Genomic DNA, 18,904 nt, shown 5'->3' on the forward strand with positions numbered 1-18,904 from the left:
GCCCCTTGCACGGCGCTGGCAGCCGGGCATGCTCGTCACGGTGGGCGACGACCAGGACGGGCCGGCGGCGTGCGTCGACGTGCTCGGGCCGCTGCGCCTGCGGGTCGGGGACGCGACGGTGGCGGTGCGCGGGCCGAAGCGGCGCGCCGTGCTGGCGCTGCTCGCGCTGGCCGAGGGCCGGGCGCTGACGGTCGAGCAGCTCGTCGACGCGCTGTGGCCGGAGGAGCCGCCCGACGGCGGGCGCGCCACGGTGCACAGCCACGTCTCGCGCCTGCGCGCCGACCTCGGGCCCGCGGCGCCGCGCCTGGTCACCGTCGCGGGCGGCTACCGGCTGCGGCTCCCGCCCGACGCCCTCGACCTGCGCCGGGTGCGCGACCTGCGCGACCGCGCCCGCGACCTCACCGACCCCCGCGCCGCCGCCGAGTGCCTGCGCACCGCCCGCGCGACCTGGCGCGGCCCGGCGCTGGCGGACCTCCTCGACGTCCCGGGCCTGCGGGCGGCCGCCGACGCGGCGCGCGAGCTGTGGTGCGACGTCACCGACCGGCTGGTCGAGGCGCTGATCGCGGCCGGCGCGGCGGACGAGGCCCTCGCCCCCGCGGCGGACGCGGTGGCCGAGGACCCATGGCGCGAGCCCGCCGTGCTCGGCCTCGTGCGGGCGCGCGCGGCGACCGGGCAGGCGCCGCGGGCCCTGCAGACCGCCCGCGAGTACCGCCGGCGCCTGGCCGAGGAGGCGGGCCTCGACCCCTCGCCCGCGCTGGCCGAGCTCGAGCGCGCGGTGGCGGACGGGGAGCTGGCCCCCGCCCCGGTCGCCGTCGCGCCACCGGCACCGCCGGCACCCCCGGCCCCGACGGCGCGGACCCTCCACGGCCGCGACGCCGAGCTCGCCACGGCCGGGACGTTGCTCGGGCGGGAGCGGCTGGTGTCGGTGGTCGGGCCCGGCGGGGTCGGCAAGACGCGGCTGGCCCGCGAGCTCGCCGCCCGGGCGCCCGCCGCGGCGACGCTGCTGCTCGCGCCCGTCACCGACCCCGCGGCCCTGCCGCACGCGCTGGCCGAGGCGCTGCGCCTGCGCTCCCTGACCGGCGACGTGCTCGACGCCTGCCTCGACGAGCTCGCCGGCGCCCCGCGGCTGCTGCTGCTCGACAACGCCGAGCACCTGCTCGACGGCGTGCGGGACCTCGTCGCGACCCTCCTCGAGCGCGCGCCCGGGGTGACGGTGCTGGTCACGAGCCGCGAGCCGCTGGGCCTGGCCGAGGAGGCGGTGGTGCGCCTGGCGCCGCTCGCCGTGCCCGCCCGTGGTGACCGGCCCGACGGGCTCGCCGGGGTCCCCGCCGTCGCCGTCTTCCTCGACCGCGCGGCCCGCGTCCGCCCGGACCTCGTGCTCGGCGCCGACGAGCTCGCCCACGTCGCCGACGTCGTCCGACGCCTCGACGGCCTGCCGCTGGCGATCGAGCTCGCGGCCGGACGCCTGTCGACCTTCGCCCCCGCGGCGCTGGCGGCCCGGCTCGACCGCGCGCTCGACCTGCTCGGCAACCGCGGCGCCCCGGCGCGCCACCGGACGCTGCGCGCCACCGTCGCCTGGTCCTACGCCCTGCTCACCCCCGACGAGCAGCGCCTCTTCCGCCACCTGACGGTGTTCGCGGACGGCGTCGACCCGACCGCGGTCGAGGCGGTCGCCGACGGGCTGGGCCTGGACACCGACGCCGGCGAGCTGCTCGCCCGCCTCGTCGACGCGTCGATGGTGGAGGCCGACACGGGGGCAGGTACCGGCCGGACCCGCTACCGCGTGCTGGAGACCCTGCGCGCCTACGGGCGGGACGAGCTGGTCGCCGCGGGCGAGGCCGACGCCGCCGAGGCCGCCGTCGTGCGCTGGGCGGTCGACCTCGCGACCTGGGTCGAGCGCACCGGCCGCACCGCGCAGGAGCCGGCCGTCGACGCCGTCCTGCAGCGCGAGCACGGCAACCTGCGCGCGACCTGGCGCCTGGCCCGCACGCGCGGTGACCTCGACGCCGCCGCCGCGATGGCCGTGTCCCTCGTCGAGGCGGCCACGTGGCGCGACCTCGTGGAGGTGCGCGGCTGGTCGCGCGCGCTGCTCGACGACCCGGGGCTGGCGGGCCACCCGCTCGAGGCCCGGGTGCTCGGGGCCGCGGGGCAGGACGCGTACATGCGCGGCGAGGCCCCGGTCGCCGAGCGCCTGGCCCGCGCCGCGCTCGCCCGGGCCCCCGCGGGGGAGGACCGGCGCCTCGCGCTCGCTGCGCTCGCCCAGGCCGACCTCACCGCCGGGCGCTGGGACGACGCCGTCACCCACGAGCTCGAGGCCGTCGCGCACGCCGACGGGCCCGTCCCGGAGCCCGGGGTCGGCGCCCTCGCCGCGCTCTACGCCGGCGACCCGGCGCGGGCCCGGGAGATCGTCGCGCTGCTGCCCGCCGGCGAGGTCCCGACCCTGCGCGGGCTCGTCGCCTACGTCACCGCGGAGATCGACAGCGTCGAGGGCGACACGGCCGGGGCCGAGCGCGGCTACCGCACCGCGATCACGGCCGCCCGGTCGGTCGGCTCGACGTTCCTGGAGGCGATCGCCGCCGTCGGGCTCGCCTCGCTGCTCTCGCGGGCCGGGCGCATCCCCGCCGCGCTCGTGGGCTACCGCGACGTCATCGACCACTGGGACCGCGGCGGCAACTGGGGCCACCAGTGGGTCACCCTGCGCAACCTCGCCGACCTGCTGCGCGAGCTGGGCGACGCCGCCACCGCCGACCTGCTCGACGCCGCCGCCGACCGGGCCCCGGACGCCCCCGACGACCCCGAGCGGCCGCGCGGGCGCCCGGTCGAGCCGGCCCCGGACCGACACCAGGCCCTCGCCCTGGCCCGCGACGCCGTCAGCCGGCACCTCGGGGCTGACAGCGGCGTGCACGCCGGCTGACAGCCCGGCCGCCGACCCTCGGGGACGTCGACGACGACCGTCCCGAGGAGCGCGTCATGACCGCCACCGCACCCGCCACCGCACCCACCGTCACCACCACCGACGCCGTCGCCCGCCTGGGCACGATCGTCGGTGTCTGGGCGCACCCCGACGACGAGGCCTACCTGTCGGCGGGCGTGCTGGCCGCCGCGGCCGCCGCCGGCCATCGGGTCGTCGTCGTCACCGCCACCCGCGGCGAGCACGGCACCGACGACCCCGGGCGCTACCCGCCGGCGCAGCTCGCCGGGGTGCGCGCGGTCGAGATCGTCGACTCGCTGGCCGCCCTGCACCCCGCCATCGAGCACCGCTTCCTCGGCCGCGGGTGTTGCCACCTCGACGGCGCGCTGCGACCGGACCCGGGCACCGCGACGGTCGACGAGCTCGCGGCGCTGCTCGTCGAGGTCGCGCCCGACACCGTCCTGACCTTCGGCCCCGACGGGATCACCGGGCACGGCGACCACCGCGCGGTCTCGGCGTGGGTCGACCACGCGGTCCGCCGGCTGGCGGCGCCGCCGCGCGTCCTGCACGCCGCGGTCACCGAGGCGTGGGTCGCGCGGTTCGGGGAGTTCGTCGAGCCCATGGACGACAGCGACGACGCGTTCGCGCCCTGCCCGTCCGACGAGCTGGTGGTCGACCTGGAGCTCACCGGGGACCTCCTGGAGCGCAAGGTCGCCGCGCTGCGCGCGCAGGCCAGCCAGACCGTGGCGCTGGAGGCGGCCGTCGGCGAGGCGCGCTACCGCGACTCCGTCGCCGGCGAGTACTTCCGTCCGGCGCCGCTGGTCACCTCGTGAGCACGGACGTCGCCGCGCCGCCGGCCCGGGGGATCGGCCGGCTGCTCGCGGCCACGGTCGCCGCCACCACCGTGGCCCTGGGGCTCGCCACGGGGACCGGACCGCTGGTCGGGCCGGTCGCCGCCGAGTTCGGGGTCGGCGCCGGCGCGGCGTCGCTGATGCTCGCCGCGACGCTCGCGACGATGCTGGGTCTCGGCGTCGTGACCGGCCCGCGGGCCCAGCGCCACGGACCCCGGCACCTCGTCGCGCTCGGCGCCGTCGCGGTCCCCGCGGGCCTGGTCGTCCTGGCGCTCGCCCCGTCGTTCCCGCTCGCGGCCGCCGGGTTCGCGCTCGGCGTCGGGGGCGGGGCCGGGTGCCTGTTCGTCCCCCTCCAGGCCGCCGTCGGGGCGGTCGCCCGGCGTCGCGGGCCCGCGCTGGTGCTCGCGACCGCGGGCGCCGGCCTCGCCACCGTCGTCGCCCCGCCGTCGACGGTCGCCCTGGTCGGCGCGCTGGGGCTGCGCGACGCGGCCCTCGTGCTGGCGGGGATCGCCGCCGTGGTGCTCGGCGCGTGCGTGCCGGCCGTCCCCGCGGGCGGCGATCCGGACGCGGCCGCCCCGGGCCTGCGCACGGTCGGGCCGGCGCTGCGCGACCCGGCGTTCCGCCGCTTCGTCCTGGGCGACGTCGGGCTCTGCGCGGCGATGTTCGTGCCCTACGTGCACCTCGCCGGGTTCGCGGGCGCGCGCGGCGCCGACCTCGCCACCGGTGCCGCCCTGGTCGCCGCCGCCGGGGCGGCGAGCCTGCTCGCGCGGGTCGCCGCCGTGCCGGCCGTGGCGCGCTGGGGTGCCTGGACCGTCTGCCGCGTCGGTGCCGTCGCGATGACCGTGACCCTCGGGGCGTGGCTGCTCGCCGACGGCCGGGTCGTGGGGTCGGCGCTGGTCGCGGTCGCGTTCGGGTGCGCCCACGGCGCCTTCGTCGGGGTCAGCGGGGCCGCCGCCGCGCAGCTCTTCGGTGTGACGGGCTTCGGGCTGCGCCTCGGGGTGCTGCACCTCGCCGCCGCGGCCGGGGGCCTGCTCGGGCCCGCGCTCGCCGGCCTCGCCGCCGACGCCGCCGGCGGGCCGACCGCCGGCATCGCCGTGGCCGTCGTCCTCGCCACGGCCGGGAGCGCGCTGTTCCTCCGCGCCGGGACGCGGCAGCGGGACGACACCGGGTCGACAGGGCCGGCCGCCACCGTCGACGCATGACGACCACCGAGAACACCCGCACCCACTCGACCGACGCCTGCGCCGAGACCGTCTTCGGCTGGATCCTCGGGATGGAGCACACGACCGCGCTCTACCTCGGCGACCGGCTCGGCTGGTACGCCTCGCTCGCGCAGGACGGCCCGGCCACCGCCCCGGAGCTCGCCGCGCGCACCGGGACCTCCGCCCGGTACGCCCGCGAGTGGCTCGAGTACCAGGCGGTGAGCGGCCTGCTCACCGTCGACGACCCCGCCGCCGCGCCCGACGAGCGCCGCTTCGCGATGCCCCCGGAGCACGTCCCGGTGCTCGCCGACCTCGACAGCGAGGCGATCCTGACCCCGTTCGCCCGCATCCTCATGGCGTCGCTGCGCCGCATCGACGACCTCCTCGAGGCCTACCGCACCGGTGGCGGGGTCAGCTGGGAGCAGCTCGGGGACGACGCGCGCGAGGGCCAGGCGGCCCAGAACCGCCCGCTGCTGCGTGACGGCCTGTCCCGCGACCACCTGCCGCTGCTGCCCGACGTCGACGCGGCCCTCCGCGCCGGCGGGCGGGTCGCGGACGTCGGCTGCGGGGAGGGCTGGTCGGCCGTCGGCATCGCGCGCGCGTACCCGTCGGCGCGGGTCGACGGGTTCGACGTCGACGCCGCGTCGGTTGCGGCCGCGCGCCGGCACGCCGCCGACGAGGGCGTCGCCGACCGCGTCGCGGTGCACCACGCCGACGTGGCCACCGCCGAGGCCGGCGCGTACGACCTGGTCTGCGCCTTCGAGTGCGTGCACGACATGCCCGACCCCGTCGCGGTGCTCGCCGCGATGCGCCGGGCGGTGGCACCCGGCGGCACCGTGCTGATCATGGACGAGAAGGTCGCGGACGCCTTCGCCCCGGACGGTGACGAGGTCGAGCGGCTGTTCTACGGCTTCTCGCTGATGTGCTGCCTGCCCGACGGGCTGTCCACGGCCGGCTCGGTCGGCACCGGCACGGTCATGCGGCGCAGCACGCTCGAGGCGTACGCCCGGGAGGCCGGGTTCGCGCAGGTGGAGGTGCTCGACGAGCTGGACAACGACATCTTCCGCTTCTACCGGCTGTCCTGAGGCTCCACCCGTCCGCGGGTGCCGTCGACCCGCACCGTGGCCACGGCCGCGAGGCGGTCGACGGCCCCGCGGACCCCCACCACCGCGGGCAGGCCGTACTCGCGGGCGACGACCGCGCCGTGCGAGTTCGACCCGCCCATCTCCATCACCAGCCCACCGGCGGTGAGGAACAGCGGCGTCCAGCCCGGGTCGGTGGACGGGCAGACGAGGACGTCGCCGGGCTCGAGGTGGGCGCCCTGCGGGTCGGTGATCACCCGGACCGGGCCGGTCACCGTCCCGGCCGAGGCCGGCACGCCGACGAGCGCGCCGTCTCCCGGGTCGCCTGTCGCGACGAGTGCCTCGGGCTCGGTGCCGTCGGAGAGGACGATCCGCGGGACGTGCCGGCGGCGCAGCTCGCGGGCGTGGGCGTCCCGGCGGGCGCGGACGAGGGCACGCCGATCGGTGTCGTCGCGGTCCTGTCCGGCCTCCGCGAGGTCCAGGAAGTACACGTCGTCGGCGTCGTCGAGCAGGCCGCGGGCGACGAGGTCGGCGCCGACCGCGGCGAGCTCGGCCCGGGCAGCGGCGAGCACCGTGACCAGCCAGTACTTCGGCAGCTCCCGCAGGCCCGCGAGCGCCCGGGTCCGGTGGAGGGCGTGGGCGACGAGCCGCCCGCGCAGCACACCGGACCGCCGGGCCAGGGCGGCGATCACCATCTCGGCCTCGGCGGCGCCGCGCGCGAACACGGCGTCCGGCGCCCGCACGGCGTCGGTGAGGCGCACGTAGTTGGCCAGCACGCCGAGCAGGTGGGTGGGGTCGTCGGACCACCGCGGCACGCCGAGGTCGATCTCCGCGACCGCGCGCCGGCCGTGGACGGCGAGGAACGCGCCGAGGCCCGCGGCCAGCGCGGGCGGCCAGGTGTCGCGCTCGGCGGCGAGGTCGGCGGGCGCGGTCCCGGTCAGCGCGGCGACCGTGGCGGGGTCGTCGCGCAGCCGGACGGCGAGGTCCCAGAGCGCGAGGTCCATCTCCGTGGTGACGTTGTGCGGCAGGCCGCGCAGCACGGTGCCGAGCTCGCCGGGACGGGCGCGGTCGCCGAGCAGCCGCGCCGCCAGGCCGAGGGCGAGGAAGCCGGCGAGCGGGGCGGGCGCGATCCGCGGCGGCACGAGGGCGAAGCAGGCGAACATCCACCGGACCCGCTCCAGGCGCTCGGCCCGGGTGGCGTCGGCGGGCGCCGGCAGCGCCGCCTCGGCCGCCCGGACGCGCGCGAGGGCCCGGTCCCGGGCGCGCGCGGGGCGCAGCCAGGCGCCGACGACGGCCGGCGGGATGCGGTACCGGAGCGCGATCCGGCCCACCCGCCGCAGGGCCGGCAGCGGCGAGCGCCGGGTCGGCGAGAACTCCGGCCGGTCGAGCTGCGTGGCGATGACCTCGGCCGACCGGCGCTCCATCACCCCGAGCAGCGCGGCCGCCCCGGCGCGCCCGACCCGGCTGCGCAGCACGTCGGTGATGTCGACGAACAGGCGCCCGCCGGCCTCGGCGAGCATCGGTGGGCCCTGCCCGGGGTCGTCGACCGCGACCCCGAGGAGCCCGGCGACGCCCGAGCCGAGGTGGCGCGCCGCGGAGATCCCGGCCGGGGTGAACGGCCGGAAGACGCCCTGGGCGACGTTGGCGGACAGGAACAGGCGCAGGCCGGGGCGCCCGGGCACGAGCGGGTAGAGCGTGGTGATCGGCCGCGCCTGGGTGAGCCAGCGGGTGCCGTCGCCGTCGATCGCCCACTCGACGTCCTGGGGCGCGCCGAAGAGCTCCTCGACCTCGCGGCCGAGGCGCGCGAGCCCGTGCACGTCGGCCGCCGGCAGCCCGGCACCGCCCGCCGCGTGCGCCTCCGTCGCGGTGCCCCCACCCGGCCGCGCGCGGACCACGGTGCCGCCTGTCCCGGCGCGCCGCTCGGCGATCGTGCCGTCGGGGGCGACGACGACGTGCTCGGGGTCGACCGACCCGGACACCACGGACTCCCCCAGCCCGGGTGCGGCGTCGATGACGGCCTGCCCGCGACGGCCCGAGACGGGGTCGGCGGTGAACAGCACGCCGGCCCAGCGTGCGTCGACCATCCGCTGCACGACGACGGCCAGCGTGACCGCGGCGTGGTCGATGCCGCGGGCCGCGCGGTAGGCGACGGCGCGGTCGGTCCAGAGCGACGCCCAGCAGCGGCGCACCGCCGCGAGCACCGCGTCGGCGCCGACCACGTTGAGGTAGGTGTCCTGCTGCCCGGCGAAGCTGGCGTCCGGGAGGTCCTCGGCGGTCGCGGACGAGCGCACGGCGACGAGGCCGTCCGGGCAGGCCGCGCGCACGGCGGCCGCGACGTCGTCGGGCACGGGGACGGCGAGCACGACGTCGCGGGCCTTCTCGGCGAGCACGCCGGTGTCGGTGGCGCCGGCGTCGGCGAGGAGCGCGTCGAGCGCCGAGCCGACCGCGGCCCGGTAGGCGGCCGTCGTCACGCACACCCCGTCGGGCACGGGGAGGCCGGCGCGGACGAGGGCCGCGAGGTTGGCGGCCTTGCCCCCGACGCGGCCGAGGGTGGCGGGGTCGGCCGGGTCGATCGCGTCCAGGGTCAGGACGAGCGGGGTGGGCGTGGGCGGCGTGGTGGTCACGCGGTCCTCCTCTCCTGCCGGGCGGCGTCGCCGAGCAGGGCCATCGCACGTGCCACCAGGGCCCGGTCCGCGGGGTCGAGGCGGTCCATGATCTCGAGCTGGGCGTCGGCCCGGGTGCGCTCGAGGCGGCGGAGCAGGGCCGCGCCGTCCTCCGCGATCGCCACCCGGCGGACCCGCCGGTCGGTGGGGTGCTCCCGGCGCTCGAGGACGCCGCGCCGCACGAGGCCGTCGACGAGCCGGCTGGTGGCCGAGACCGACCGTCCGATCCGCTCCGCGAGGGCCCCGAGGGACACGGGCTCGCCGCCGTCGAGCACGTACAGCGTCGCGAGCTGCGTCATCGAGAGCTCGTCCCCGCCGTCGACCACCGCGAGCAGGTCGAGCAGGAAGGCGGGGATCATCGCGCGCCGCATGTCGCCGAAGCTCGCGGCGAGTCGCTCGCGCTCGTCCATCGGGCCATCCTTGCAGTCGTGCAACGAGTGCATCCATGCAAGCACCGGGTGAATCCGGGGTCAAGGGTGGCTAGGCTCCGGCCGCGGGTGGTGGACGTGACGGACGTGCGGGTGCTGGGGGCGATCGAGGTCGACGGCGCCCCGGTGCGCTCGGCCCGCGTCCGGCGCCTGCTCGCCCTCCTCGCGCTCGAGCCGGGCCGCGTCGTCCCCGTCGACCGGCTGGTGGACGACGTCTGGCCCGACGGCGCGCCCGAGCACGGCGAGGCCGCGCTGCACAGCCTCGTCGCGCGGGCCCGGCGGGTCGTCGGCGCCACGGCGCTCGCCACCCGCCCGCCCGGCTACGCGCTCGAGCTCGCCCCGGACGCCCTCGACGCGACCGCGGCGGCGGGGCTGCAGGAGCGGGCGCGGGCGGCGGTCGACGCGCACGACCGGGCGTCGCTGCTCGACGAGGCCCTGGCGCTGTGGCGCGGCCCGGCGTTCGCGGAGTTCGCCGACGAGGAGCCGTTCCGCCCGGTCGCCGTGCGCCTCGAGGAGCTGCGCCGGGAGCTCGAGGACGCCCGCGCGCAGACCGACCTCGACCTCGGGCGGCCCGGGGACGCCGTCGCGCGGCTCGAGGTTCTCGTGGCGGCGGCGCCGCTGCGGGAGCGCCGCCGCGAGCTGCTGGTCGACGCGCTGCACCGCGCCGGGCGACCGGGCGACGCCCTCGCCGCGGTCGCCGCACACCGGCGGGTGCTCGCCGACGAGCTGGGCCTCGACCCCGGCCCGGCGATCCGCGAGCTCGAGGCCCGCGTGCTGGCGGGGGAGCCGGCGCCGCCCGTGGTGGTGGCAGCGAAGGTCACGTCCGCTGCTCCCGACGCAGCGAACGACGCCCTCGCTCCCCACCCCGGGCCGGCGCTGATCGGGCGCGCCTCGGCCCTGGCCGGCGTCACCGGGGCGCTGGGGAACGGGCCGGTGACGCTCGTGGGGCCCGGCGGGGTCGGGAAGACGACGCTCGCCCGGCACGTCGCGGCGTCGGTCTGCGGGTCGTTCGCCGACGGCGTGGTCGTCGCGGAGCTCGCGACGGTGGCCGCCGGCGCCGAGGTCGCGCCGGCGGTCGTCGCGGCCGTGGGCGCCCCGGGCGCGTCGGGTGCCGACGCCCGCGAGCGGGTCCCCGCGGTCCTGCGCGGGCGCCGCCTGCTGCTGGTCCTCGACAACGCCGAGCACGTCGTCGACGCCGTCGCCGAGCTGGTCGAGCGCCTCGCCGCCACCTGCCCGACGGTGAGCGTGCTCGCCACCAGCCGCGAGCCGCTCGGCGTGCCCGGCGAGCGGGTCCGCCCGCTCCCGCCGCTGACCGACGACGCGGCCGTCGCGCTCTTCGCCGAGCGGGCGAGCGCTGCCGACCCGGCGTTCGCGGTCACCGACGCCAACCGCGAGGCGGTCACCGAGGTCTGCCGGCGGCTCGACCGGCTGCCCCTGGCCCTCGAGCTCGCCGCGGCCCGGATGCGCGTGGTCTCGCCGGCCGAGCTCGCCGCCGACCTCCCGGTGCACCGGCGCTTCCTGCGCAGCCCGCACCGCGGCGGCACCAGCCGGCACCGCACGCTGCACGCCGTCGTCGACTGGTCCTACCGCCTCCTCGAGGAGCGCGAGCGCACGGTGCTCGACCGGCTCGGCGTCTTCGCCGGCAGCTTCACGCGGGCCGCCGCGCGGGCGGTCACCGACGAGCCCGACCTCGACGGGGTCCTCGCCGCGCTCGTGGACAAGTCGCTGGTCACCGCGTCGGTGGACCACGCCGGCACCGGCCCGACGCGCTACGCGCTGCTCGAGACCGTGCGGGCCCACGCCCGCGAGCGGCTCGACGAGGCCGGGGCGACCGACACGGTCCGGCGCCGCCACGCCGAGCACGTGCGGGCCCACCTCGAGCGCCACGGGCAGCTCATCGGCCCCGACGCGGCCCGCCGGCTCAGCGCGATCGAGGCGGAGTGGGACGAGGTGCGCGCGGCCGTGGCGTGGGGCGCCGAGCACGACCCGGCGCTGGCGGCGGCGACGGTCGCGCAGCTCTCCGACGTCGCCGAGGTCCGGATGACACCCGAGATCTTCACGTGGGCCGACGACCTGCTCGCCGGCGGCGCGGACCTCGGCGCGGCGGGCGCCGCGGTGCACGCGGTCGCGGCCGGCGGGGCCCGGTTCGCGGGCGACCTGGACCGCGCCGAGCGTCACGTCGCCGCCGGTCAGGAGCTCGCCGGCCCGGACGATCCCGCCCGGCCGGTCCTGGCGTTCCTCGCCGCCGAGGTCGCCCTGTTCGCCGGGCGGACCGACGCGTCGGCGCGGGCGGCGGCGGAGAGCGAGCAGCTCGGCGACGGGCGGGCGTCGACCCTCGCCACCTGCACCCGCGTCCTCGCCGCCGCGTACGCCGGCGACCCCGACGCGGTGGCCGCCGCCGACGACCTGGACGCGCAGGTCCGGGCCACCGGCGACCCGCTGCTCGTCCCGTGGACCACCTACACCGCCGGCGAGGTCCGCGCCGACCGCGATCCACCGGCGGCCCTTGAGCGGATCGAGGAGGCCGTCCGCCTCGCGGGCGAGGTCGGCGAGCAGTACGTGCTGGGGGTCGCCCTGGTGACGGTGACCTCGCTGCGCGCCCGCGCCGGCGACACCGCCGCCGCGGCCCGCTCGGCGCTCGCGTCGCTCGAGCACTGGCGCGGCACCGGCAACCGCACCCACCAGTGGGTCGGGCTGCGCACCGTCGCCGAGCTCCTCGCCGCGTCCGGCCGCGACGAGCAGGCCGCGGAGCTCCTCGGCGGCCTGCTCACCCGGCGCTCCGGCGGCGCGCTGTTCGGTGCCGACGCCGCCCGCCTCGCCGCGCTGCGCGACGACCTCGCCGAGCATCTCGGCGACGAGGAGCTCGAACGCGCCGAGCGCCGCGGCGCCGCCCGCGACGACGACGGTCTCGTCGACCTCGCCCGCGAGGTCCTCCGCGCTCCCTGAGAGGGCCTCATCGGACCCGGCGACGCCTGAGTCCCGGGTTACTGGCTCGTATCGCTCGCCCACCGAGCGATACGAGCCAGTCACCGCCCGCCGGCCCGCCCACCGGGCGATACCAGCTCACCTGTGCTCGCGCACCCGTCCCGCGTCGAGGTGCCACTGCCGGGTGGTGGCGACGCCGGCGAGCAGGCGCCGGTCGTGCGAGACGAGCAGCAGCGTGCCCTCGAACGACGCGAGCGCGGACTCGAGCTGCTCGATCGCGGGCAGGTCGAGGTGGTTGGTGGGCTCGTCGAGCACCAGCAGGTTCACGCCCCGGGCCTGCAGCAGCGCGAGGGCGGCACGGGTGCGCTCGCCGGGGGAGAGGGTGTCGGCGCCGCGGTGCACGTGCTCGGCGCCGAGCCCGAACTTGGCGAGCAGGGTGCGGACCTCGGCGGTCGGCCAGCGGTCGAGCTCGGGCTCCCGGGAGAAGACGTCGAGCAGGGCGTCCGCGCCGGTGAGCAGGCCGCGCGCCTGGTCGACCTCGCCGACGACCACCCCCGACCCCAGCGCCGCCCGGCCCGCGTCGGGGGCGAGGCGGCCGAGCAGCAGGGCGAGCAGCGTCGACTTGCCGGACCCGTTGGCGCCGGTGATGGCGACCCGGTCGGCGTAGTCGAGCTGGAGGGTGACGGGGCCGAGGGTGAAGTCGCCCCGCCTGACCACCGCGCCGTCGAGCGTCGCGACGACCGTCCCCGAGCGCGGGGCCGCCGCGATCGACATCCGCAGCTCCCACTCCTTGCGGGGCTCCTCGACGACCTCCATGCGCTCGATCCGCCGCTCGGTCTGGGCGATCTTCGACGCCTGCTTCTCCGAGGTCTGCCCGCGGTGGTGCTTCACGTGCTTGTCGGGGTCGGTGGCCTTCTTGCGGGCGTTGCGCACGCCCTTGTCCACCCACTGCTTCTGGGTCTGCATGCGCGCGGTCAGCTCGGAGCGCTTCTCGGCGTACTCCTCGTAGGCCTCGCGGGCGTGCCGGCGCGCGGTGGCCCGTTCGACGAGGTAGGCCTCGTAGCCGCCGCCGTACTGGGTGATCCGCTGCTGGGCGAGGTCCAGCTCGAGCACCGAGGTGACGGTCCGGGCCAGGAACTCGCGGTCGTGGCTGACGAGCACCGTGCCCGCGCGCAGCTCCCGCACCCAGCGCTCGAGGCGCTCGAGCCCCGCGAGGTCGAGGTCGTTCGTGGGTTCGTCGAGCAGGAACACGTCGAAGCGCGCGAGCAGCAGCGAGGCGAGGTTGGCGCGCGCGGCCTGGCCGCCGGAGAGCGCGGTCATCGGGGCGTCGAGCAGGTCGGCGGGGAAGCCGAGGTCGTCGGCGACCTCGCCGGTGCGCTCGTCGAGGTCGGCGCCGCCGAGGTCCAGCCAGCGCTCCAGCGCCACGGCGTAGGCCTCGTCGGCGCCGGGGACGCCCTCGGCGAGCGCCGTGGTCGCGGTCTCGAGCGTGGCGGCCGCGTCGGTGACACCGGTGCGCCGGCCGAGGAAGGCGCGCACGGTCTCGCCCGGGACGCGCGCGGTCTCCTGCGGCAGGTGGCCGACGGTCGCGGTCGGCGGGGTGACGGCGACCGATCCCTGGTCCGGCGCGGCGAGCCCGGCGAGCAGGCGCAGCAGGGTGGACTTCCCGGCGCCGTTGACCCCGACCAGCCCGATGACGTCGCCGGGCGCGACGACGAGGTCGAGACCGGAGAACAGCACCCGGGCGCCGTGCGCGGCGGCGAGGTCCCGCGCGACCAGCGTGGCGCTCACGATCACCGACTCTAACCGCGCCCCGCGACCCCCTTCGTGAGCGCTTTCCACGGTCCTAGCCGTGGAAAGTGCGCACATGACCCGGCGCGCCGGTGACGGGCTGCACGATGGGGGGACGCGGGCGTCGTACCCTGCAGGGCGTGCCTGCCTGGGTCTGGTTCGTCGTCGCGGCGCTCGCCGCGGGCGGCGGGGCGCTGCTCCTGCTCTCCGACCGCGCGCGCACCGGCGGACACCGTCGCGACCGGCGCCGCTGGGCCGAGCAGAAGAGCTGGGAGTTCGTCGACGTCGACCCCGTCCTGCCGAGCCGCTGGCGCTACGGCGCCGTGCACCAAGGCGGGCACGGCCGCGCCCTCGACCTCGCCACCGGCGCCGTGCCCGGCCCCGGCGGCCGCCGCCTCGCCCACGTCTTCGACCACGAGCAGGCCGGCCAGGTCACCGGCATCGTCGCCGCGGTGCGCGGGGTGGCGACGCTCCCCGTCGCGCTCGAGCTGCGCCTGCCCTCGGCGCCGCTTCCCGACGACGCCGGCCTCGACTCGCTGGGCCAGGTCGGCGAGCGCTACGCGTTCGTCACCTCGGTCGCCCAGGCCCGCCCGCTGATCACCCCCGAGGTCGCGCGCGCCGCCGACCTCGTCGGCGACGACGTCCCGCTCGTCTGGGCCGAGGACACGTGGGTGCTCGCGAGCATCGACGCCGGCGCCGACCCCGAGCGCGTCCAGGGCCTGCTGCAGGCGCTCGTCGAGGTGTCGGTGGCCCTCGAGGACGCCGCCGGCGGCGGCGAGGAGGACCCCTACGCCGCCGGGCCCGCGCCCGCGGACGCCGCAGCTCCCCACGACGCCCCCGACGCTGGCCCCGAGGACGCCGCCCGCCCCGTCGACCCCCCGGCCGCCCCCCGCCCGACCCACCGCGACAACCCCGCGGACATCCCCTACGACATCGAGGACGACGAGTTCGGGCCCGGCGCCCGCAGCAGTTCGTCCTCGGGGCGGTGAGCGGACCCGTCCCGCGCCGGACCCTGGTCACGTCCGCGGACAGCGACCTGGGCCGCGCGTTCGTCCGACGCCTGCACGCCGCGGGCGACGAGCTGGTCCTCGCGGGCGGTGCGCGCGAGGCGCTCGAGGCGCTGGCCGGGGAGCTCGGCGGGGAGCCCGGCGGAACCCGCCCCGAGGTCCTGCCCGGCGACCTCGCCGACGCCGACGACCTCGACCTCGTCGCCCGCCGCCTCGCGGCCGACACGCGCCCGATCGACCTGCTCGTCGTCGGCCCCGCGCCGGCGGGCACCGAGGCCCTGCCCGACGGCGACCCCGCCCTGGTGCGCGCCGCCCTCGACCGCGGCGCCGGCGCCGTGCTGGCGCTCCTGCGCGCCGCGCTGCCGGGGATGATCGCCCGCGGGCACCCCGGCCCGAGCGGAGCGATCACCGTCGCCGGCCCCGGGGCCTACGTGCCGCTGGCCGGCGCGCCCGGTCTCGACGGCGCCGCGCAGGCCTACGTCGCCATGCTCACCGAGTCGCTGGCCCAGGCCCTGGCGCGCGACGGGCTGGCCCTGACCGTCGTCTGCCCCACCCCGCCCCCGGGCCGGGCCGCCGACGCGGTGGCGATGCGCATCGCCCCGCCCGACGCCGACGCCGTGGCGGCCGCCGCGCTCGCCGACCACGCCGCCGGGCACCCGGTCTCGACGCCCGGCATCGGCCTCAAGGCGCTCGCCGGCGTGTCGCGGCTCGTCCCGTTCGACGCCGTGCGCGCCGCGTCCGGACTGCGCCGGGGCGGGGGCCTCGCCGGCGCCCTGCGCGACCGCCGCGCTCCGCGGGGCGCCCGCGACGGCACGGCGCTGGTCACCGGCGCCAGCTCCGGGATCGGCGCCGCGTTCGCCGAGCAGCTCGCCGTCGCCGGGCACGACCTCGTCCTCGTCGCCCGCGACGCCGGCCGTCTCGAGAGCCTCGCCGAGCGCCTGCGGGCGCGGTACGGGGTCGACGTCGAGGTGCTCGTCGCCGACCTCGCGGCGGCCGCCGAGCGGCGGCGGGTCACCGCGCGGCTGGACGCCGGCCGTCCCATCGCCCTGCTCGTCAACAACGCGGGCTACGCGACCGCCGGCGAGTTCGTCGACACCGACCCGGCGGCCCTGCACGCGAACTACGAGGTCAACATGGCCGCCGTGCTCGAGCTGACCGCCGCCGCGCTTCCCGGGATGGTGGCGCGCGGGCGCGGCGACGTCGTCAACGTCTCCAGCGTGGCTGGCTTCCTGCCCGGGCGCGGGTCGGTCTACAGCGCCGGCAAGACCTACGTCACCACGCTCTCGCAGAACCTCGCCCTGACCCTGGGCGGCACCGGGGTGCGGGTGATGGCGCTGTGCCCGGGCTTCACGCGCACGGAGTTCCACGCGCGCCTGGGGCAGGAGCGCCAGGGCCCGGACTGGCTGTGGCTGGACGCGGACAGGGTGGTGTCGGAGGGTCTCGACGACCTCGAGGCGGGCAAGGCGGTGTCGGTGCCGGGCGCGGTGTACAAGACGATCGTCGGCGCGACGCGGATGGTGCCGCGCGCCCTGCTGCGGGCGCTCGCCGCCCGCACGGCGACGGGCCGCGGATGACGGCCCCGGCGGTGGACCCCGACGGCCGCTCCCGGCTCGCGGCCCTGGTCACCGAGCTCGCCGTCGTCCACGGGAAGGTCATGCTCTCGTCCGGCCGCGAGGCCGACTACTACGTCGACCTGCGCCGCGCGACGCTGCACCACGAGGCCGGGCCGCTGATCGGGCGCCTCGTGCGCGAGCTGACCGCCGACTGGGACTACGACGCCGCCGGCGGGCTCACCCTCGGCGCCGACCCGGTCGCGCTCGCGGTGATGCACGCCCCCGGCGCGCCGGTCGACGCCTGCGTGGTGCGCTCGGCCGCGAAGACCCACGGCATGCAGCGGCGCATCGAGGGCCCGGATGTCGCCGGACGCCGGGTGCTCGCCGTCGAGGACACCTCGACCACCGGCGGCAGCGTGCTGACCGCCGTGGACGCGCTGGTCGAGGCGGGCGCGGACGTGGTCGGCGTCGTCACCGTCGTCGACCGCGGCACCGGCGCGACCGAGGCCGTCGAGGCCCGTGGCCTGGCCTGCCGCTCCCTGCTCGGGCTGGCCGACCTGGGGCTGTGAGCGACCCCGGCCCCGAGGATGACCAGCCCGGCCCCACCGAGTGGACGACCGGGCCGGATCCGGTCGGGGTCGGACCCTGGCCGGGCGGGCCGGCGGCCTGGCCGGACGACCCGCGCTACGACCCCGAGCTCCTCGCCGCCGGCGACCGGCGCAACGTCGTCGACCGCTACCGCTACTGGCGCCGCGAGGCCGTCGTCGCCGACCTCGACCGGCGGCGCCACCCGTTCCACGTCGCCATCGAGAACCTGCACCACGACGCCAACATCGGCACGATCGTGCGCACCGCGAACGCCTTCGCCGCGGCGGCCGTGCACGTCGTCGGGCGGCGGCGCTGGAACCGGCGGGGGGCGATGGTCACCGACCGCTACCAGCACGTGCACCACCACGCCGACGTCGCCGCCCTGCTCGCCTGGGCGCACGCCGAGGACCTCGCGGTGGTCGCCGTCGACAACGGCCCGGGGGCGGCGGCGCTCGAGACCGCGGAGCTGCCACGCCGCTGCGTGCTGCTGTTCGGTCAGGAGGGTGTCGGGCTCACGCCGGCGGCCGTGGCCGGCGCGGACACGGTGCTGGCGATCGCGCAGTACGGCTCGACGCGGTCGATCAACGCCGGCGTCGCGGCCGGGATCGCCATGCACGCCTGGATCCGCGCGCACGCCGCGCGGTAGGTCACGCCGTCGGGCGTCAGCGGCGCCGGTCGATGTGCTGGGTGGGGCCGTCGACGCCGGGGTCGATGACCTGGGTCGGCTCGTCGGTCGCCCCGTCGAGGACGTCCTCGGCCAGGCCCTGGGCCCCGAGCTTGCGCTCCCGGCGTGCCTTGACGAGCTCCACGACGATCGGCACCAGGGACAGCGCGACCACGAGGATGAGCATGGCCTCGATGTTGTTCTTGACGAACTCGAACTGGCCGAGCCCGGCCCCGAGCAGCGTCACCCCGGCGGCCCACGCGATGCCGCCGATCAGCGAGAACGTCAGGAACCGGCGCGCGTCCATGCGCCCGACGCCGGCCATGACGGTGATGAACGTGCGCACGATCGGCACGAAACGGCCGAGCACGATGGCGCGGTTGCCGTACTTGTCGAAGAACTTCTGCGTGCGCTCGACGTTCTCGCGCTTGAAGAGCTTCGAGTTCGGCCGGTCGAAGATCGGGGGCCCGGCCTTGAGCCCGATCCAGTAGCCCAGCGCGTTGCCGAGGAACGCGCACACCACCAGCAGCACGCACACCAGCCACAGCGGCGTGTCGATGAGGCCGGTGACCACCGCGAGGCCGGTGATGAACAGCAGCGAGTCACCGGGCAGGAAGAAGCCGACCAGCAGTCCGCACTCGGCGAAGATGATCAGGCACACACCCGCGAGGGCCCAGGGGCCCAGCGCCTCGATGATGTACTGCGGGTCCAGCCACTCGGGGCCGAGGGCCTGCACCGTGGTGGCGGCGGCGAGGGTGGGCGACACGTCTCAGCACCGTACGCGGCGACCCTGGGTGCCAGCGGTGGGGCACCCGGTTCGTCCGCGTGTGGGACCCGCTCAGCCCGGCAGGACCAGGGTGCCGACGGCCGCGAGCGCCCCCGCGACGGCGCCGGTGAGCAGCGCGATGCCCGACCACCAGGCGATCCGTGCCGGGGTCCACGCCGAGGGCGCGTCGCCGGGCGGCGGTACCGCGCCGGGCGCGGTCAGCGGCCGGGCCGCGGGGACCCCGGGCGCGGCGGGACGACCGGCCGGACCGGGGCCGGGCGGCGGGGGACCGGGACGGGCGGGGGCGCGCGGCGGCGGCGCGCCCGGCGCCCAGGGGCGCTCGGCGGTCGCGGGCCCGGGACGCGGGGCCGGACGCGGCATCGGCGGCCCGCCGCGGGTGGGGGCGGCGTACGGGCCGGTCGCCGTGGGTCCGGCGGCCGTGGGTCCGGCGGCCGTGGGTCCGGCGGCCGTGGGTC

Annotated in this window: 13 protein-coding genes and 2 pseudogenes; 10 read left to right on the plus strand and 5 right to left on the minus strand. The window is 78.5% G+C overall.

The window, feature by feature from the left end:
• The first annotated feature begins 40 nt into the window (after window positions 1-40).
• From PH190_RS16640 to PH190_RS16655, 4 genes are read left to right on the plus strand one after another with little or no spacing between them, the layout of a single operon-like run.
• On the plus strand, window positions 41-2,914 hold the full coding sequence (locus tag PH190_RS16640) for an AfsR/SARP family transcriptional regulator (protein WP_274232643.1): 2,874 nt from the start codon (window positions 41-43) through the stop codon (window positions 2,912-2,914).
• A gap of 56 nt (window positions 2,915-2,970) precedes the next feature.
• The gene (locus PH190_RS16645) at window positions 2,971-3,744 is read left to right on the plus strand and encodes a PIG-L deacetylase family protein (RefSeq protein WP_274232644.1); all 774 of its coding nucleotides are present in this window, start codon (window positions 2,971-2,973) and stop codon (window positions 3,742-3,744) included.
• Window positions 3,741-4,964 (plus strand): MFS transporter, encoded by a 1,224-nt coding sequence (locus PH190_RS16650; RefSeq protein WP_274232645.1) that lies wholly within the window; start codon window positions 3,741-3,743, stop codon window positions 4,962-4,964. Before PH190_RS16645 ends, PH190_RS16650 begins: the two co-directional genes overlap by 4 nt.
• Window positions 4,961-6,049 carry a class I SAM-dependent methyltransferase gene (locus PH190_RS16655; RefSeq protein ID WP_274232646.1) on the plus strand — a complete coding sequence of 363 codons (1,089 nt, stop codon included), beginning with the start codon at window positions 4,961-4,963 and terminating at the stop codon, window positions 6,047-6,049. The genes PH190_RS16650 and PH190_RS16655 overlap by 4 nt, the downstream gene beginning before the upstream one ends.
• Here PH190_RS16655 and PH190_RS16660 read toward each other — a convergent pair.
• Together PH190_RS16660 and PH190_RS16665 are read right to left on the minus strand one after the other, a co-directional pair.
• Window positions 6,034-8,670, minus strand: a complete 2,637-nt coding sequence (locus PH190_RS16660; RefSeq protein WP_274232647.1) for a PEP/pyruvate-binding domain-containing protein — start codon at window positions 8,668-8,670, stop codon at window positions 6,034-6,036. The two genes, PH190_RS16655 and PH190_RS16660, sit on opposite strands and share 16 nt — an antisense overlap.
• On the minus strand, window positions 8,667-9,119 hold the full coding sequence (locus PH190_RS16665) for a MarR family winged helix-turn-helix transcriptional regulator (protein ID WP_274232648.1): 453 nt from the start codon (window positions 9,117-9,119) through the stop codon (window positions 8,667-8,669). Before PH190_RS16665 ends, PH190_RS16660 begins: the two co-directional genes overlap by 4 nt.
• An 87-nt stretch (window positions 9,120-9,206) precedes the next feature.
• Between PH190_RS16665 and PH190_RS16670 the strand changes: the two genes are divergently transcribed.
• Window positions 9,207-12,083, plus strand: a complete 2,877-nt coding sequence (locus tag PH190_RS16670; protein WP_274232649.1) for an ATP-binding protein — start codon at window positions 9,207-9,209, stop codon at window positions 12,081-12,083.
• Window positions 12,084-12,200: 117 nt separating this feature from the next.
• Here the strand turns inward: PH190_RS16670 and PH190_RS16675 are convergent, their stop codons facing one another.
• Window positions 12,201-13,850 (minus strand): ABC-F family ATP-binding cassette domain-containing protein, encoded by a 1,650-nt coding sequence (locus PH190_RS16675; protein ID WP_274232650.1) that lies wholly within the window; start codon window positions 13,848-13,850, stop codon window positions 12,201-12,203.
• A gap of 140 nt (window positions 13,851-13,990) precedes the next feature.
• On the opposite strand from PH190_RS16675, the gene PH190_RS16680 reads away from it, so the two are divergent.
• The 5 genes and pseudogenes from PH190_RS16680 (at window position 13,991) to PH190_RS16700 (ending at window position 17,644) form a co-directional block, all read left to right on the plus strand.
• On the plus strand, window positions 13,991-14,839 hold the full coding sequence (locus PH190_RS16680) for a type III secretion system chaperone family protein (RefSeq protein ID WP_274232651.1): 849 nt from the start codon (window positions 13,991-13,993) through the stop codon (window positions 14,837-14,839).
• Window positions 14,836-15,432, plus strand: a pseudogene (locus PH190_RS30820) (SDR family NAD(P)-dependent oxidoreductase); the annotation flags it as partial. The gene PH190_RS16680 and the pseudogene PH190_RS30820, both read left to right, overlap by 4 nt.
• Before the next feature lie 198 nt (window positions 15,433-15,630).
• Window positions 15,631-16,431 carry an SDR family NAD(P)-dependent oxidoreductase gene (locus PH190_RS30825; RefSeq protein WP_274232664.1) on the plus strand — a complete coding sequence of 267 codons (801 nt, stop codon included), beginning with the start codon at window positions 15,631-15,633 and terminating at the stop codon, window positions 16,429-16,431.
• Window positions 16,428-16,979 carry an orotate phosphoribosyltransferase gene (gene pyrE / locus PH190_RS16695; protein ID WP_274232652.1) on the plus strand — a complete coding sequence of 184 codons (552 nt, stop codon included), beginning with the start codon at window positions 16,428-16,430 and terminating at the stop codon, window positions 16,977-16,979. Before PH190_RS30825 ends, pyrE begins: the two co-directional genes overlap by 4 nt.
• Window positions 16,976-17,644 carry a TrmH family RNA methyltransferase gene (locus tag PH190_RS16700; protein WP_274232653.1) on the plus strand — a complete coding sequence of 223 codons (669 nt, stop codon included), beginning with the start codon at window positions 16,976-16,978 and terminating at the stop codon, window positions 17,642-17,644. The genes pyrE and PH190_RS16700 overlap by 4 nt, the downstream gene beginning before the upstream one ends.
• A 16-nt stretch (window positions 17,645-17,660) precedes the next feature.
• Here PH190_RS16700 and PH190_RS16705 read toward each other — a convergent pair whose 3' ends face one another.
• Both PH190_RS16705 and PH190_RS16710 read right to left on the minus strand, forming a co-directional pair.
• On the minus strand, window positions 17,661-18,428 hold the full coding sequence (locus PH190_RS16705; protein WP_274232654.1) for a DedA family protein: 768 nt from the start codon (window positions 18,426-18,428) through the stop codon (window positions 17,661-17,663).
• A 72-nt stretch (window positions 18,429-18,500) separates the two neighbouring features.
• Window positions 18,501-18,904: pseudogene (locus PH190_RS16710) on the minus strand (hypothetical protein); the annotation flags it as partial.

It is taken from the genome of Actinomycetospora straminea, from assembly GCF_028737255.1.
Classification (GTDB): Bacteria; Actinomycetota; Actinomycetes; order Mycobacteriales; family Pseudonocardiaceae; genus Actinomycetospora; species Actinomycetospora straminea.

What these genes read in the sequence shown, in the direction of transcription:
- PH190_RS16645 (WP_274232644.1), top strand. Translation starts at nt 2,971, where the DNA reads ATGACCGCCACCGCACCCGCCACCGCACCCACCGTCACCACCACCGAC.
- PH190_RS16655 (WP_274232646.1), top strand. Translation starts at nt 4,961, where the DNA reads ATGACGACCACCGAGAACACCCGCACCCACTCGACCGACGCCTGCGCC.
- PH190_RS16665 (WP_274232648.1), bottom strand. Translation starts at nt 9,119, where the DNA reads ATGGACGAGCGCGAGCGACTCGCCGCGAGCTTCGGCGACATGCGGCGC.
- pyrE (WP_274232652.1), top strand. Translation starts at nt 16,428, where the DNA reads ATGACGGCCCCGGCGGTGGACCCCGACGGCCGCTCCCGGCTCGCGGCC.